A 15,863-nucleotide genomic window follows, 5' to 3' on the forward strand; every position below is an offset into this window, starting at 1 on the left:
CTATAATGTGTGAAATCAAAAAGAAAGCAGAAGGGGGTATCTTCCCATGAATCAAAAGATCGTCGTCGCGGGGCTCGGGCTGATCGGAGGTTCGCTTGCGAAAGCATTCCGAAAATACAGCGACTGCAGGGTCACCGGCATCGACAGCGACCCCGGCGTGATCGACGCCGCGCTCCAATGCGGAGCCATCCGGCGGCAGGCAACTCCGGAGGACCTGAACGCTGCGGATCTTGTGTTCCTCTGCCTTTACCCCCAGGCGGACATCGACTTTTTAAAGGAGCACGCCTCCGCCCTTCGCCCGGGCTGCATCGTAACCGACGTGTGCGGGGTCAAATCGTTTTTAAGCCCGCGCCTTTCGGAAATCGCGGAAAAGCACGGGCTGATTTACATCGGTGGCCACCCGATGGCGGGAAAGGAAAAGGGCGGCTTCGCGAACAGCGACGCCGACCTGTTTTCCGGCGCAAGCTACCTGCTGGTTCCCTGCGGCGCGCCGCGCGGCGCGGTCGACCTGATGACGGCGGTCGCGGTCGAGCTCGGCTTCGGCGGAACCGTCGTCACCACGCCGGAAGAGCACGACCGCGAAATCGCCTTTACCAGCCAGCTTCCCCACGCGCTGGCCTGCGCCTATGTCAAAAGCCCGCGGTGCCCGGGGCACGCCGGTTTTTCGGCGGGAAGCTACCGCGACGTCTCGCGGGTCGCGAGCGTCAACGAATCCATGTGGGCCGAGCTGTTTCTGGACAACCGCGAGGCGTTGACCGAAGAGCTGGACACGCTGATGGGAAACCTGCGGGAAATTCGCGACGCGGTCGGCTCAAACGACGCCGAGGCCCTGCGTTTCCTCCTGCGGGAGGGCCGTCTGATTAAGGAAAGGCTGGGAGAAGCATGAACCTGAAGATCAACACCGCAAAGCCCTATCAAATTCTGATTGAACGCGGCTGCCTCCGCCGCGCCGGCGAAGAGGCCGCCCGCGTGTTTCCCGGCGGCGCGAAAACCGTGATCGTCACGGATTCCAACGTGGGGCCGATCTACGCGCACGCCGTGGCCTCATCCCTGGAAGCCGCCGGATTTCAGTCCTCGGTCTTCCCCTTTCCCGCGGGGGAAGAGCACAAGCGGACGACCAACATTCTTGGAATGTACGCCGCTTTTTCAGACCGGGGGCTGACGCGGAGCGATTTCGTCGTCGCGCTCGGCGGAGGGGTGACGGGCGACATGGCCGGATTCGCCGCCGCAACCTATTTAAGGGGAATCCGCTTTCTGCAGATTCCAACCTCCCTGCTCGCGCAGATCGACTCTTCCGTCGGCGGAAAAACCGGGGTCGATCTTCCACAGGGAAAGAATCTGGTCGGCGCGTTTCACCAGCCGTCTTTGGTTCTCATCGATCCGGATACGCTTTCGACCCTGCCGGACGCGTTTTTCGCGGACGGACTGGGCGAGGCGATCAAATACGGCTGTATCCGCGACGGCGAGCTGTTCGGGAGGATCGCGGCGGGCGGGGTCAAAGACGAGATCGAGCCGATCATATATAGGTGCGTGGACATCAAACGGGAATTCGTCGAACGGGACGAGCTGGACAACGGCGACCGGATGCTGCTGAATTTCGGCCACACGTTCGGCCACGCGCTGGAAAAGCTGCACGCCTACAAGGACCTGACGCACGGCGAAGCGGTCGGGATCGGCATGGTGATGATGAGCCGGTGCGGCGAGGCGGCGGGTCTGACGGAACCCGGAACAGCGGAAAAAATCGCCCGCGTCCTTTCGGAATACGGCATGCCGGTATCCGACCCGGCGGACCCGGATCTCATCCGGGAAGCCACTCAGGTTGACAAGAAGAGCCGCGGGGACAACATCAATCTGGTTCTTCTCAGGCACATCGGCGAAAGTTTTCTGCATCCGATTCCTCGTGCGGAGCTCGGACGGTTCATGGAGGCCCTGTCATGAGTCTGGTCCGGTTTGCTCCCGCCGTGCTCGGCGGCCGGGTTCGGGTTCCCGTTTCCAAAAGCGCGGCGCACCGCGCGATGATCTGCTCGTTTCTCGCGGGCGTGCCGGACCCCCTTCCCACCGGCGAAGCGGTCAGCGAAGACCTTGCCGCGACCCGTTCGGCGCTCGCCGCGCTGAATGCGGCGCAACGCGGGGAAGCGGCCCGCGCCGACTGCGGGGAATCCGGTTCGACTCTGCGGTTTTTGATTCCGGTCGCCGCGGCGCTCGGAATCCCGGCCGTCTTTACCGGGCGGGGGCGGCTTCCCGAAAGACCGCTGGGGGTTTACCTGAAATGCCTGCCCCCGCACGGAGTAACCTGCGAAAGCGGCGGCGGACTGCCGCTGAAAATTTCCGGCGGGCTGAAGCCCGGCGTCTTTTCCCTGCCCGGGAACGTCAGCTCCCAGTTCATCACGGGGCTGATGCTCGCCCTCCCCCTTCTGGGCGGCGACAGTGAAATTGTTCTGACCTCCCCGCTGGAATCCGCCGGATACGCGGAGATGACGGTACAAATTCTGAAAGAGCACGGCGTCGGAATTTTTTCATCCGAAACCGGCTGGAAAGTGCCGGGAAACCAGAAATACCTCCCCTGCCGCTGCGAAATCGAGCGCGACTGGTCCCAGGCCGCGTTCTTTCTGGCGGCGGGGGCTCTCGGCGGGCATGTGGAGCTGGATGGCCTGCGGCCCGATTCCGCGCAGGGCGACCGCGCGGCGGAGGAGCTGTTCCGCCGCTTCGGCGCGCGCCTTGGCTGGAACGGCGGCATTCTGACCGCCGAACCGGGCGAGCTGCGGGGAATCGAAATCGACGCTTCCCAGATTCCCGATCTGGTGCCGGTTCTCGCCGCAGCCGCCGCGCTCGCGAAAGGGCGCACGGTGATTCGCAACGCGGGGCGGCTGCGCCTGAAGGAAAGCGACCGGCTCGCCGCGATGGCCGACGGGCTTTCCGCCGTCGGCGCGGCGGTAAAACAAACGGCGGACGGACTTATCATAGACGGGTCCCCGCAGCTGCGCGGCGGAACGGCTAACGGACGGAACGATCATCGCGTCGTGATGGCGATGGCAATCGCCGCGCTTCGGGCGGACGGGAACGTCACCGTGACGGACGCCGAAAGCATCCGGAAAAGCTACCCGGATTTTTTCCGGGATTACAACGCGTTGGGAGGAAAAGCGAATGATCTGGGGTAATCGGATCCGGCTGACGGTTTTCGGCGAAAGCCACGGCCCGGCGATCGGCGCCGTGCTGGAGGGGCTGCCCGCGGGCGAGGCGGTCGATTTGGAGAAAGCCTCCCTCCAGATGGCGCGCCGCGCCCCGGGGCGGGACGCGTCCTCCACGCCGCGGAAAGAGGCGGACGCGCCGAAAATCCTGAGCGGACTGCTGGACGGGCGCACAACCGGCGCGCCGCTATGCGCCGTAATTGAGAATACCAACACGCGCTCCGGCGACTATGCAAACCTGCGGGACGTTCCGCGCCCCGGGCACGCGGATTACACGGCGCGTGTGCGCTACGGCGGCTTTAACGATGTGCGCGGCGGCGGGCATTTTTCGGGCCGTCTGACCGCGCCGCTGGTATTCGCCGGGGCGGTCTGCCGCCAGATTCTGCGGAGGCGCGGCATCGCGGTCGGGGCGCATGTCCTGTCGGTTCACGGCGTATCCGACACGCCGTTCGACCCGGCGGAAATTCCCGTTTCTATTCTCGACGACCTGGCTTCCCGCTACTTTCCCACCGTCGACCCGCAGGCCGAAGCCGCCATGCGCGGGGAAATCGAGCGCGCGCGGCAAAAGCTGGACAGCGTCGGCGGCGTGGTCGAATGCGCCGTCTGCGGCCTTCCCTGCGGAGCGGGCGGCCCGCTGACGGACGGGGCGGAATCTTTGTTTTCCTCGATTCTGTTCGGCATTCCCGCGTGCAAGGGCGTGGAATTCGGCGCGGGCTTCTCCGCGGCCGATCTTTTCGGAAGCGAAAACAACGACCCGTTTCTGTTTGACAAAGACGGAGCGGTCCGAACAGAGACAAATCACGCGGGCGGCATTCTCGGGGGCATCACCACCGGGATGCCGCTGGTCTTCCGCGCCGCGTTTAAGCCGACGCCGTCCATCGGCACGCTTCAGCGCAGTGTCAATCTGAACAGCGGCGCCGCCGAAGAACTGGCGGTCAAAGGCCGGCACGACCCCTGCATCGTTCCGCGCGCGGTTCCCGCGGTGGAAGCCGCCGCCGCGCTGGCCGCCATGAATCTGCTGTAATCATGAATGGAAACCGGCGCGCCGCCGGGAATGGAGCTGTTGACATGACACTGGAAGAACTGAGAAAACAGATCGACGAAATCGACGACGGCATGCTGGAACTGTTCCTGAAACGGATGGCATGCGCAAAGCAGGTCGCGGAAGTCAAGCGGCAAAAGGAACTTCCGATTTTCAATGAAACACGGGAACTGGAAATTCTGGACGGCGTCTGCCGAAAGGCCGGGGAGTACGGCGGACAGGCCCGCATCCTTTATTCCAACCTGATGGCAATGAGCCGGGAAGCCCAGCACAGCGCCCTCGGCAGCGGAACAGAGCTGAGGCAAGCGGTGCTGAAGGCCTCCCGTTTTCCGAACAAGCCGCGCTCGGTCGCCTGTCTCGGCGAAAAGGGCTCCTATTCGCACGAAGCGCTTTCCCGCCTCTACCCGGAAGCGGAACCCGTTTTTTTTCCGGACTTTCCCTCAATTTTCGCCGCAGTTGAAAATGGCCGGGCGGATCTCGGCGTCCTGCCGGTCGAAAACTCCTCCGCCGGATCCGTCAACGAGGTCTATGACCTGATTTTAAAGTACCGGTTTTCCATTGTTTCCGCAATCAGCCTTTCGGTGCGGCACTGTCTCGCATCCCGTGAAACGGAACTTCATGAGATTCAAACGGTTTATTCCCACCCGCAGGCACTGCGGCAATGCGCCGGATACCTGAAGAAACGGGGGGTTTCCTCCGCGGAATGCTCCAGCACGGCGGGGGCGGCCGAGCTTGCGGCAGGGAAGCGCAAAACGGCGGCCCTTTGCTCGGAGCACGCGGCGGCGCAATACGGCCTGAACATTCTGGACCGGAACGTTCAGGATTCCGACGGCAACCGCACCCGCTTCATCGCGATCGGACAAAATCTGCTGATTCCGCCGCAGGCGAACAAAATCAGCCTTTGTTTCGCCGTGCCGCACCGCACCGGCACGCTTTACACCGTTCTGGCCCGTTTCGCGGCCTCCGGACTGAATCTTACAAAGATCGAATCCCGCCCGATTCCCGGACGGAATTTTGAATATGATTTCTATCTGGATTTTTCCGGTTCCGTCGCGGACCCGAAAACCCTGGACCTGCTCTGCGCGCTTTCGGAGGAGCTTACCCGCTTCTCCTTCCTCGGCAATTACTCTGAATTAGAATAAAGTACAAAATTATCATGCAATTTGGCAGAAAAGGTCCCTGTATTTTTTACAGGGGTCTTTTTTTATTATTTTCTTCTACAAAATTCCTATCCGTAATTTGTTATTTTTCCGAATTGAATTATTATTAATATTTTACTAAAATAGAATAACAAAATAAAGCGCATTTGTAAGTAACCACTAATTTATGCGGTAATCAAGGAAGCATTTCGTCGTAATTCGGTCTTTATTGCAACGATCCCATCAACAAACATCGCTGAATTTAATTGCAAGGAGTCTGACGCCTTATGAAAAGCAGATTCAAAAAGCTGCGTCTGAAATCAAAGCTGGTATTGTCCTTCAGCATTCTGATTTCGTGTATTATCCTGATTCAGTCTTTCCTGTCTTATCAAAGTCTGAACGCGGCGTACAAAACGATTTCCGACTCGACCATGCAGGGGCTCGACACTTTGATCAAAACCGAGGTTCAGAGCATGATCGGGGTGCTGACCGCAAATTACAACCGCTACAAATCGGGAAAGATCTCTGAGCAGGAAGCTCTGGAAACCGCCAAAACGCTCGTGCGCAACACGCGCTACAACAACGGCGGCGGATATTTCTGGGCCGATATGTCCGACGGCAAATGCGTGGTGCATATGAATGCCGATTATGAGGGACAAATGCGCCTGGGCAATCAGGATGAAAAGGGAAACTACTATATTAAGAACCTGATCTCCGCCGGCGACAAGGGCGGCGGCTTTACCGATTTCTGGTTTACCAAACCGGGCAAATCCGGCAATTTTCAAAAACGGGCCTACACGCAGAAATTCGAGCCGTACGGCTGGTACATCAGCACCGGGAATTACCAGGAGGACATGACCCCGCTGGTTCAGGCGGAGCTGAACGACTGCAACCGGAAAAAGACCAACGCAATGCTGCTGCTCCTCATTTCGAGCATCGCGGCGGCGATTCTGAGCATTCTGCTCATCCTCTCCGTCGCCGGCTCCATTACCAAACCTCTGAAGCTCATCACCGAGCGTCTCCGCCTGCTGTCGCAGGGCGACCTCCACACGCCCGTTCCCGCGATCGATACGGAAGACGAAACAGGCATTCTCGCCAAAACCGCGCAGGCGACCATCGACCGGCTCCACGGCTCCATCACCGATATTACAGAGCATCTTTCAAACATGTCCCAGGGCGATTTCAGCATGGATCAGTCCTATGAATACGTCGAGGATTTCAGGCCGATCGGCGAGGCACTTTCGCGCATCACCGACTCGCTGAGCCAGACGCTTTCGTCCATTCACGATTCCGCTGAGCAGGTCTCCGGAAATTCGAATCAGGTTTCCGCCGGAGCAAAAGAGCTGGCGCAGGGCGCGACCAACCAGGCCGCCTCCATTCAGGAGCTTTCCGCCACCATTGCCGAAATCAGCCGCCAGGTGACGCAAAACGCAAAGAACGCCGAGACCGCGAGCAGAATTTCAAACAAAGCCGGCGAGTCGCTCAAGGCCGGCAACGAAAAGACGGAGCAGATGCTGGCCGCCATGAAGGAAATCAGCGAGACCTCCGAAAAAATCGGCCAGGTCGTAAAGACGATCAGCGATATCGCGTTCCAGACCAACATCCTCGCATTAAACGCCGCTGTGGAAGCCGCCCGCGCGGGAGAAGCCGGAAAAGGCTTTTCCGTTGTAGCCGACGAGGTTCGGAGTTTGGCGGCGAAAAGCTCGCAGGCCGTGAAAAACACCACCGACCTGATCGGCAGCACCGTGGCGGCCGTCGGGCGGGGCGTGGAGATTGCCGAAGACACCGCAAAAACCATCAACTCCGTGATCGGCGATTCTTCGGAATCCATCCGGCTGATCAACAGCATCGCGAAGGCCTCCGAGCTTCAGGCGCAGGCCGTCACCCAGGTGACGCAGGGCATCGACCGCATTTCCGGCGTCGTGCAGAACAACTCCGCCGCCGTGGAGGAAAGCGCGGCGACCAGTGAGAAGCTGAACGAGCAGGCCCGGGAGATGGAGAATCTGCTGACCCGTTTTCGCCTGAAAGCACAGTACGTCTGAGCTTCTTCCATACAAAGCGCCCGCCGGGAAATCCGGCGGGCGTTTCCAGTTTATTTTGCGCTCCGGCATACCCATCATCCGCCGCGAAAGCTATTTTAAATCTCTTCCTTTTGCTTCACGGCAAGCGCCACCCAGCCGCGCTCCTCTTTGCGGCCAATCACCGTAAAGGAATCCTTAAGTCCATCCAGAACATCCTGCTCCCGCTCGTCGATGATGCCGCTTAAAATCAGCACCGCGCCGGGGGCCATAAAGTTCCCGATGTTTTTGAGCAGTTCCAGAATCACGTCGGCGACGATATTCGCCGCGACAAGCTGATACGTGCCTTCCACCTGGTCGGTCAAACTGCCGCAAATGCCGGTGAACCGGTCTTCCACATGGTTGCGTTCCGCATTCTGACCCGCTGTCTTGACCGCGAGCGGGTCGATATCCACCCCGACGGCGCGTTCCGCGCCGAGCAGCAGACCCGCAACGGAGAGGATTCCGCTGCCGCAGCCGACGTCCAGCATCGCGCATCCGGGCGTGACAAATTCCTCCAGAAGCTCCATGCACAGGCGCGTGGTCTCATGCGTGCCGGTTCCGAACGCGATGCCCGGCTCCAGGTCCAGCACCACGCGGCCCTCCGGATTATCGGTCTGCTCCCAGTCCGGCCGGATCAGCAGCTTCTTCCCGACCGGAATCGGGTGAAAATACTGCTTCCAGTTATTCATCCAATCCTCCTGCGCACAGGAGGCCGTTTCAATTTGATGCCGGATTCCCTCGGACGCGTACCGCTCGCTTAAAAACGCGATCGCCTCGGCGGGGCTGTCTTCCGGCGCGATATAAACATGCACGACCGCTTTCGAGCGGTCTTTTTTTAACAGCTCCTCGTCGATCAGGTCGATGTGCGCGATCTGCCCGACCTCCTCCTGCAAATGGGAATAGTCCTCCATATAAATTCCGTACGGCACCGTCATCTGCGCGATGTCGCCCGCCGCGTCCGCATCGGCCGCGTCCACCGTGATTTTTACTTCCGTCCAGTCCATTCGTTTCCTCCGCGTTTCTGATGATCTCTCTACCATTATAGCGGAGCCCCCAAAAAAAATACAGACTTATTTTGCCCAATACGCGAATACATTTGAGTAAAAGATAAAAAGGTGGACTCAGATGAATCAAAAACGCGTATTCCTCAAAAATGCGGTCTTTATGACTTTGGGTTCCGTCGTTCTGCGGTTTTCAGGCCTGTGGTTCCGTTCCTGCATCTGCTCCTGGATCGGCGCGAGCGGAGTCGGGGTTTACCAGCTGATTTTCTCCATTTTCTCGCTCGGCATCACGGCCTGCACCTCCGGAATCGGTCTGGCGGTCACGCGCATGGTCGCGGAGGGAAAAGGCTCGCGGCGGTACCTGCGGGGCTGCCTGTGCTTCGCGCTGGCCATGAGCTTTGCCGCGGGCGCGGTTCTGCTCGCCGTTTCTGACTTTGCGGCCTGCCGCCTGATCGGTGCCCCGGAGGCCGCCGCGCCGCTGCGCCTTCTCGCGCCCGGACTTCCGTTCATCGCGGTCTGCGCGTGCCTGAAAGGGTATTTCTTTGCCAACCGCAATATCATTGTTCCCATGGTCGGCGAGCTGTGGGAACAGGTCGCGACAATCGGGATTTCCTATCTTCTTCTGACCCGCACCTCCCTGCCGGAGCTGGAGTCGCTCATGATCGGCAACACCCTGGGTGAGGTGGCCGCGTGCGCCTATGTTGCCGCCGCGTTTCTTCTCTATGTCCGCCGGCACGGCTTTGCACAGGAGGACGGAACAAAAACGCGTGTGCTGCACAACATTTTACATATTGCGGGCCCGATGCTGGTCGGCTCTTTTCTGCGCAGCTCCCTGTTCAGCGCGGAAAATCTGCTGATTCCGGCCGGCCTGCGCAAATACGGCGCCGGCGGAACCGCGGCGCTGGCGCAGTACGGTGTGATGCAGGGCATGGTGATGCCGGTGATTTATTTTCCGATGTCCTTTGTCAGCTCGGTCGCCATGCTGCTGATTCCCGAAATCGCCGAAGCGGCGGCGCGGGGAAAGCGCGGCACGGTGCGTTATTCCGCGGAGCACGCGTTCCGGACCACGCTGATGTTCGGCTTTCTGATCAGCACGGGAATGATCGTGTTCGCCGACGAAATCGGCAGGATCTTTTTCGGAAACGAACAGGCGGGAAACATCCTGCGCATCATGGCCCCGATCGTCCCTCTGATGTACCTCGACAACGTGGTGGACAACATGCTCAAGGGGCTTGACCAGCAGATGTATTCCCTCAAATACAACTTCAGCGATTCCATGATGCGCGTCGCCCTGATCAGCGCCCTGATCCCCGTCTACGGGATCCGCGCCTACCTTGCCATCCTGTTTTTCAGCGAAATATACAACGCCTCGCTCAGCATCAGCCGCCTTCTGAAGGTGACGGAGCTGAAGGTGGATATCCTCGGCTGGATCGTCTTTCCGGCGGTGTCGGGCGCGCTGCTCTATTATGTGCTGATTCTTCTGAAAAAGGCAGTATCTTTTTTTATTTGACAAACTCCTCCCGAATCGGTACACTGTACTTTGAATTCAAGGTAGGAGAAAAACAAATGAACGATATCCGGATTCTGTTTCTTCTGTTCCTGCTGTACAGCTTTCTGGGCTGGGCGGCCGAAAGCATTTACTGTTCCGTTCCCGCGGGCAAACCGATTAACCGCGGGTTTCTGACCGGACCGTTCTGCCCGATTTACGGCTCCGGGGCCATTCTTACCGTTCTGATCCTCTCGCCGCTGAAGGACCGGGTGTTCCTTTTGTTTCTTTCCGGCGCTCTTCTGGCCAGCCTGGTCGAATACGGGACGGGCTTTCTGCTGGAGGCGCTGTTCCACGCCAAATACTGGGATTATTCCGACCAGCGGTTTCAGCTGCAGGGGCGGGTCTGCCTGAAAAACAGCCTGATGTTCGGAATCATGAGCGTCGCCGCCGTTTATTATTTCCAGCCTTTGCTGCTCGGTTGGCTGGGGCTGATTCCCGCAAAGGTTCTTCCGTTCCTTTCGGGCGGGCTGGCGCTTTATCTGCTGGCGGATACCGTGCTGTCCGTCATGGAAATCACCACCCTGAACGGAAAGCTGGCCGAGCTGCAGCAGGTTCTGGACGAAATCAAGGAAAAGGCGCACACGGCGAGCGTGGAAAAGCTGGAAGTCCTTCAGGACTCGATCACCGCGCGTCTGGATGAAAATACAAAAGCGCGCCTGAGCGCGCTTTACGAGCGGAAAGAAAAGCTGGAATCCGATTTTCACCTGTTTCAGCGCCGCATCATCCGCGCGTTCCCAACCATGCGAACCGTAAAAAACAACGAATCGCTTCAGCGCATCCGCGACCGTCTGCAAAGTTACGGCAGGTTCATCCGCCGGGGCTGATCCGTTTTTAGAAGAACAGCTCAAACCTGATTTCATGCCGGATCGGGATTCCGTCCTCCCCGGTCGGCGGGATCTCAGGTTTGATTTTTCGCGCCCGATCGACCGCGCCCCGGCAGAACCCCGTCATATCGAAACCGCGTTTCTGGTAAAAACGCATCGCCCGGGTATTGTCGTTTGTGGTATAGAGGTATACCGCGCGGCAGCCTTTCTCCTTCGCCGCTTGGACGGCGGCGGAGAGCAGCGCCGTTCCGGTTCCCCGGTTTTCGTTCACGCTGTCAAGCGAAACGACTTCACACGCTCCGTTTTCCGCAAGGTAGGTAACGGCCCCCGTGATTTTTCCGTTTTCCACAGTGACATAGCCGTCCAGCGCCGAGAGGCGGATGGCGCGGCCGCCCGACACCATGACGTCCGACCCCCACTGACGCGTGAGAAACGCGACTGCTTCTTTCCGGTTCAGTTCCGTAATCTCATAAAGTTTCATTTTTCTCTTCCGTTCCGTAATGGACGATTTCGAGCTCAATGCCTTCGGAATCCTTGAAGAAAAACGCGTAATAGTCGGCACAGTATTCCGGATAGAATTTCGGGGAGTGCACAATTTCCGCTCCGAGAGCCTCTACCTTCTCATAAAGCTGGTCCACCTCCGCGCGGCTGGGCGCGTGGAAAGCCAGGTGATGGAGTGCGCCGGGCTTTCTGCGGTTTACCGGCTCTCCGGAACAAGCCGGTCTTGCGTTGACAATTCCGAAGGAAAAGCCGTTTCTGTGGTGATATTCAACGATTCGGTACTCGTTTTCCACCACAGCGTCATATTCCTTTTCATCCGGTTCAAACCCCAGCAGGGGAAGAAACCGGTCGTAAAATTGTTCGGCGCGGTCAAGATCCCTTACGGTAAGATGAATATGGTCCACCACGGGTTCCATTACGCTTCCCCCTTTATTCGCCAAGCACCGCGACGGCTTCCACCTCGACAAGCGCGCCCTTAGGCAGTTCACGGACGGCAACACAGGAGCGGGCCGGTTTGCCTGTAAAGTATTTGGCGTATACGGCGTTAAACGCCGCGAAATCATTCATGTCCTTTAAAAAGCATGTTGTTTTGACCACGTCGCCGAATCCCGCGCCCGCGGCCTTGAGGATTTCGCCCACATTTTGAATGGACTGTTCGGCCTGCGCGGAAATATCACCCTGCGCAATCGTTCCGGTTTCCGGAACAATGGGAATCTGCCCGCTCGTAAACACCAGGTTCCCTGCGACGGCCGCCTGGGAATACGGGCCGATCGCTTCCGGCGCCTTGCCGGTATATACGGTTTTTTTCATGATAAGTTCTCCTTTCAGCTGTCCAGAATGTGGTACCCCGCGCGCACGACGGCGTCGCGGATTCGGTTCAGATGGTCGCGGTCCCGTGTTTCCACGCCGATGGAAAGCGTGCAGGCGGTGATATCCGCCTCGTCGCCGGAATGGTCGTGGCGGACGGAAATAACATTCCCGCCCAGCTCCGCAATGACGGCGGAAACCTCCCGCAGCTCGCCGGGCTTGTCGACCAGTTCGACTACCAGCCTGCCCTGCCGGCCCGCGCGGGTCAGTCCGCGGCTGATCACGCGCGACAGAATGGTCACGTCGATATTCCCGCCGGAAACCAGACAGACGGTTTTTTTGCCCCGCACGTCCACCCGATTGAACATTACGGCCGCGACCGCGACCGCGCCCGCGCCCTCCGCAATCAGCCGGTGCTGTTCCATCAGTGCCAGAATTGCCGCCGCCGTTTCATCGTCCGTCACGGTGACGATTTCGTCTACATATTTTTCGCACATCCCGTAAGTCAGCTGCCCCGGGCATTTGACGGCGATTCCGTCCGCAAAGGTTGAAACGCGCGGGAGCGGCTCTATTTTTTTGTTCCGGAGCGCCCGCGCCATGGAGGGTGCGCCGGTTACCTGCACACCGTATACCCTGCACTGGGGCCGCAGAGATTTGACCGCGCAGGCGACGCCGGAAATCAGCCCGCCCCCGCCGACCGGAACGATCACCGCGTCGGCGTCCGGCAGCTGTTCCATGATTTCAAGGCCCACGGTTCCCTGCCCGGCGATCACATCCGGGTCGTCGAACGGGTGGATGAACACCGCGCCGCTTTCCTTCTGGAGCCGGCAGGCCTCACGGTAGGCGTCGTCGTACACGCCTTTGACCAATCGGACCTGAGCCCCGTAGGACTTTGTGGCCTCCACCTTGGAAATCGGAGCGCCCTCCGGGATGCAGATCAGCGCCGGGATTCCGCTTTTTGCGGCGGCAAGCGCCACGCCCTGCGCGTGGTTTCCGGCGGAGCACGCGATCACGCCTTTTTTTTTTTCCTCTTCGGACAGGCGGCTGATTTTATGGTACGCCCCCCTGACCTTAAAGGACCCGGTAACCTGCAGGTTTTCGGGCTTGAGATATACCTGTCCCTCCGGATGAATACGGGGGGCCTCTACCAGGTCCGTCCTGCGGACCACGCCCTCCAGGGCGCGGGCAGCTTCCTTGATTTGCTCGAGCGTCATCTCATCCACATCCTGTCGTGTATATTTTACCATCTTCATTCGTCCATTGCCAGGATCGGCTCTTCCACCGAACCGGTCGAAGGAACCATCGGCAAAACATTCAGGTCTTTGCCGACCGGGCAGTTCACCAGCACGGGTTCGCCGCAGTTCAGAGCTTCGCTGAGCACCTGCTCAATTTCCGATTTGCAATGAATCGTCATCGCGCGCACGCCGAACGCCTGAGCCAATTTTTCGCAGTCGATCGCGTCTTCTACGTCTGATGCGGAAAACCGTCCGCCGTAGAACAGCTTCTGCCACTGGCGCACCATGCCGAGGGTGGAGTTGGAAAAAATCAGCTCTAAAACCGGAATCCGTTCCCTTGAAAGCGTGGAAAGCTCCGCGCAGTTCATCCGGAAGCTGCCGTCCCCCGCAATGTTGACGACCGTGCGTTCCGGCATCGCCGTTTTCGCGCCGATCGCCGCGCCGAGGCCGAAGCCCATGGTGCCCAGCCCGCCGGAAGTCAGAAAGGTTCTGGGATTCCGGAAAGAAGCGAACTGCGCCGCCCACATCTGGTGCTGGCCAACTTCCGTGGTCAGAATCGCCTCCGGCCCGGCAAGGCGGCAAAGCGCTTCCATCACGTCCTGCGGCAGAACATCCTCCGCCCCCTGCCCTTGCTGCCGCATCGGGTAATCCCGTTTCCACTGTTCGGCGCATTGCATCCAGGTTTCATGCCGCCGCTGCGTCAAAAGGGGCAGCAGCTCCCCCAGAACAGCTTTCACGTCTCCCTGAAGCCGCAGGTCCACCCCCACGTTCTTGCCGAATTCCTTCGGGTCGATATCGATTTGAAGAATGCGGCAGTTTCTGGCGAACCGCCCCGCGTCGCACAGCACGCGGTCTGAAAAGCGGGTTCCGACCGCAATCAGCAAATCGCAGTTTTTCATCGCCTCGGCCGAGGCCTTCGTCCCATGCATCCCCAGCATGCCGAGGTAGCGGGCATCCTTCTGGTCGAAGCCTCCCTGGCACATCAGGGAACAGGAAACCGGAGCGTCAAGCGTCTCTGCCAGACGAGCGAATTCCCGTTCCGCATCCGCGGCAATCACTCCGCCGCCTCCGTAAAGGAGCGGCCTTTCGCTTTCCGTCAGCATCGCGGCGGCGCGCCGAAGAGATTCCCGGGAGGGCGGCGGAGACTGCTCCGGGCTGCGGCGCGGCGCGGGAACATATTCCGCCGTCTGTGCGGAAACATCCTTCGGGATGTCGATCAGCACGGGGCCTTTCCGTCCGGAATTTGCAAGGAAAAAGGCCTCGCGCACTACGTTCGCCAGCTCCGAAACATCCTGCACCGGAATGCTTTTTTTCGTCACCGGACGGGTGATGGCGGTAATCTCCACCTCCTGAAAGCTGTTTTTGCCCAGGAGGGGCCTTGCGACATTTCCGGTAATCGCGACCATCGGAACGGAATCCGCATAGGCCGTCGCGATGCCGGTGACAAGGTTCGTCGCGCCGGGGCCGGAGGTTGCGATACAGACCCCCGTTTTTCCGCTCGCACGGGCATATCCGTCCGCCGCGTGGGCGGCCGCCTGTTCGTGCGCCGTGCGGACGTGCCGGATTTTGGCGCGGTATTCAAACAGGGCGTCGTAAAGGTTCAGCACTGCTCCGCCGGGGTAGCCGAAAACGGTATCCACCCCCTGCTCCAGCAGGCATTCCATCAGGATTCGGGCTCCGGTCAGCATCATCAAAACTCCTCCTTCTCTCTCGCCGCGCGGCAATAAAAAAAGCTTTCGCCTCCAAAGAGGCGAAAGCTGAAAGCTCCGCGGTACCACTCTTATCCGCCGCCAAAACGGCGGCATCTCGTCACGCATCCAACAATGCGCCCTCCTGTAACGGGGAGTTCCGGGACGGCTTACTCGGCAAACCTTTCAGCCTCCTGCTCAAGGGCGATTTCGTGCAGACTCCGCGCCGCCTCGCACCACCCGGCAGCTCTCTGAATGCGGAGGGACCCGCAGTCCTTCCCTATCAACGCAATTTAAAATATATTTTTATAATCATATTTGACTTTCGGCGATTTGTCAACAGAATTTTCTTTTATTTTTTAACGAAGAAGTAATTTCGTCGAACTTCACAAATTTCATTGAATGTAATGTGCTTTTCTGCGAATAATTTCTAAAATGCAAAAAAATAATTGACAATGGAAAATCCCCGTGCTAAGATGATGCACAACAGAATATCAAAAAATGCAGTGAGCGGGCAAAAGTACGGTTCCAACTCCTTTTCAGAGAGCCGCTGGGGGTGTGAAGCGGCAGGAAGTTCCGATATGACATCACCCGTTAGCAGCCGGTTTGAAAGGCACCCGCCGATTAGATCCGGACGGTTCCGACCCGTTAGAATCGGACGTATTTGGTGGGCCCGCCTGATACGGTTGAGGTGGCCGCGACGACGCGGCAAGCAGAGTGGTAACGCGGAGAACAATCCTTCGTCTCTGATTTAAAAAATCAGAGACGGGGGATTTTTTAGTTTCCCGCGCAAACGGTATTCTGACGAACCTGTGACGATTGAGGAAGG

14 protein-coding genes and 2 other annotated features are annotated in these 15,863 nt (G+C 59.0%); of the genes, 8 read left to right on the forward strand and 6 right to left on the reverse strand.

The features are described 5' to 3' along the window. Positions 1-46 precede the first annotated feature (46 nt). From HCR03_RS10505 to HCR03_RS10530, 6 genes are all read left to right on the forward strand, one after another. Positions 47-886 carry a prephenate dehydrogenase gene (locus tag HCR03_RS10505; protein WP_066650198.1) on the forward strand — a complete coding sequence of 280 codons (840 nt, stop codon included), beginning with the start codon at positions 47-49 and terminating at the stop codon, positions 884-886. After that, entirely contained in the window at positions 883-1,938 is a 1,056-nt protein-coding gene (gene aroB, locus HCR03_RS10510; RefSeq protein WP_156991278.1) for a 3-dehydroquinate synthase, read from the forward strand. The genes HCR03_RS10505 and aroB overlap by 4 nt, the downstream gene beginning before the upstream one ends. Continuing rightward, positions 1,935-3,158 carry a 3-phosphoshikimate 1-carboxyvinyltransferase gene (aroA, locus tag HCR03_RS10515; RefSeq protein WP_187034190.1) on the forward strand — a complete coding sequence of 408 codons (1,224 nt, stop codon included), beginning with the start codon at positions 1,935-1,937 and terminating at the stop codon, positions 3,156-3,158. Before aroB ends, aroA begins: the two co-directional genes overlap by 4 nt. Continuing rightward, a complete protein-coding gene (gene aroC, locus HCR03_RS10520; protein ID WP_066650193.1) occupies positions 3,145-4,212 on the forward strand; it encodes a chorismate synthase in 1,068 nt (355 codons plus the stop codon). The genes aroA and aroC overlap by 14 nt, the downstream gene beginning before the upstream one ends. A 44-nt stretch (positions 4,213-4,256) precedes the next feature. Beyond that, positions 4,257-5,372: a prephenate dehydratase gene (pheA, locus tag HCR03_RS10525; RefSeq protein WP_066650393.1), complete on the forward strand. Its 1,116-nt coding sequence runs from the start codon at positions 4,257-4,259 to the stop codon at positions 5,370-5,372. Between the two features lie 284 nt (positions 5,373-5,656). Next, on the forward strand, positions 5,657-7,411 hold the full coding sequence (locus HCR03_RS10530) for a methyl-accepting chemotaxis protein (protein WP_187034191.1): 1,755 nt from the start codon (positions 5,657-5,659) through the stop codon (positions 7,409-7,411). Positions 7,412-7,506: 95 nt separating this feature from the next. On the opposite strand, the gene prmA is transcribed toward HCR03_RS10530, so the two are convergent. Further along, positions 7,507-8,433, reverse strand: a complete 927-nt coding sequence (prmA, locus tag HCR03_RS10535) for a 50S ribosomal protein L11 methyltransferase (RefSeq protein WP_187034192.1) — start codon at positions 8,431-8,433, stop codon at positions 7,507-7,509. Between the two features lie 121 nt (positions 8,434-8,554). Here prmA and HCR03_RS10540 point away from each other — a divergent pair, with 121 nt between their 5' ends. Both HCR03_RS10540 and HCR03_RS10545 read left to right on the forward strand, forming a co-directional pair. After that, complete coding sequence (locus tag HCR03_RS10540) at positions 8,555-9,940, forward strand: MATE family efflux transporter (RefSeq protein WP_187034193.1); 1,386 nt, start codon at positions 8,555-8,557, stop codon at positions 9,938-9,940. A gap of 56 nt (positions 9,941-9,996) precedes the next feature. Continuing rightward, positions 9,997-10,803: a putative ABC transporter permease gene (locus HCR03_RS10545; RefSeq protein WP_187034194.1), complete on the forward strand. Its 807-nt coding sequence runs from the start codon at positions 9,997-9,999 to the stop codon at positions 10,801-10,803. Between the two features lie 7 nt (positions 10,804-10,810). Here HCR03_RS10545 and HCR03_RS10550 read toward each other — a convergent pair whose 3' ends face one another. The 5 genes from HCR03_RS10550 to ilvB are packed head-to-tail and all read right to left on the reverse strand — an operon-like array spanning position 10,811 to position 15,037. Continuing rightward, positions 10,811-11,284 carry a GNAT family N-acetyltransferase gene (locus HCR03_RS10550; protein WP_187034195.1) on the reverse strand — a complete coding sequence of 158 codons (474 nt, stop codon included), beginning with the start codon at positions 11,282-11,284 and terminating at the stop codon, positions 10,811-10,813. Then, on the reverse strand, positions 11,271-11,720 hold the full coding sequence (locus tag HCR03_RS10555) for a VOC family protein (RefSeq protein WP_187034196.1): 450 nt from the start codon (positions 11,718-11,720) through the stop codon (positions 11,271-11,273). The genes HCR03_RS10550 and HCR03_RS10555 overlap by 14 nt, the downstream gene beginning before the upstream one ends. A gap of 13 nt (positions 11,721-11,733) precedes the next feature. Next, positions 11,734-12,114, reverse strand: coding sequence for a RidA family protein (locus HCR03_RS10560; RefSeq protein WP_187034197.1), 381 nt, complete (start codon positions 12,112-12,114; stop codon positions 11,734-11,736). A gap of 14 nt (positions 12,115-12,128) precedes the next feature. Next, positions 12,129-13,358, reverse strand: a complete 1,230-nt coding sequence (gene ilvA / locus HCR03_RS10565; protein WP_228724942.1) for a threonine ammonia-lyase — start codon at positions 13,356-13,358, stop codon at positions 12,129-12,131. A gap of 2 nt (positions 13,359-13,360) precedes the next feature. Continuing rightward, on the reverse strand, positions 13,361-15,037 hold the full coding sequence (gene ilvB / locus HCR03_RS10570) for a biosynthetic-type acetolactate synthase large subunit (RefSeq protein WP_187034198.1): 1,677 nt from the start codon (positions 15,035-15,037) through the stop codon (positions 13,361-13,363). Between the two features lie 52 nt (positions 15,038-15,089). After that, positions 15,090-15,330 (reverse strand) — a binding site (T-box leader). Between the two features lie 201 nt (positions 15,331-15,531). Next, positions 15,532-15,785, forward strand: a binding site (T-box leader). The last annotated feature ends 78 nt before the right edge of the window (positions 15,786-15,863 follow it).

Origin of the sequence: Caproicibacter fermentans, from assembly GCF_014303955.1 — a bacterium.
GTDB lineage: Bacteria > Bacillota > Clostridia > Oscillospirales > Acutalibacteraceae > Caproicibacter > Caproicibacter fermentans.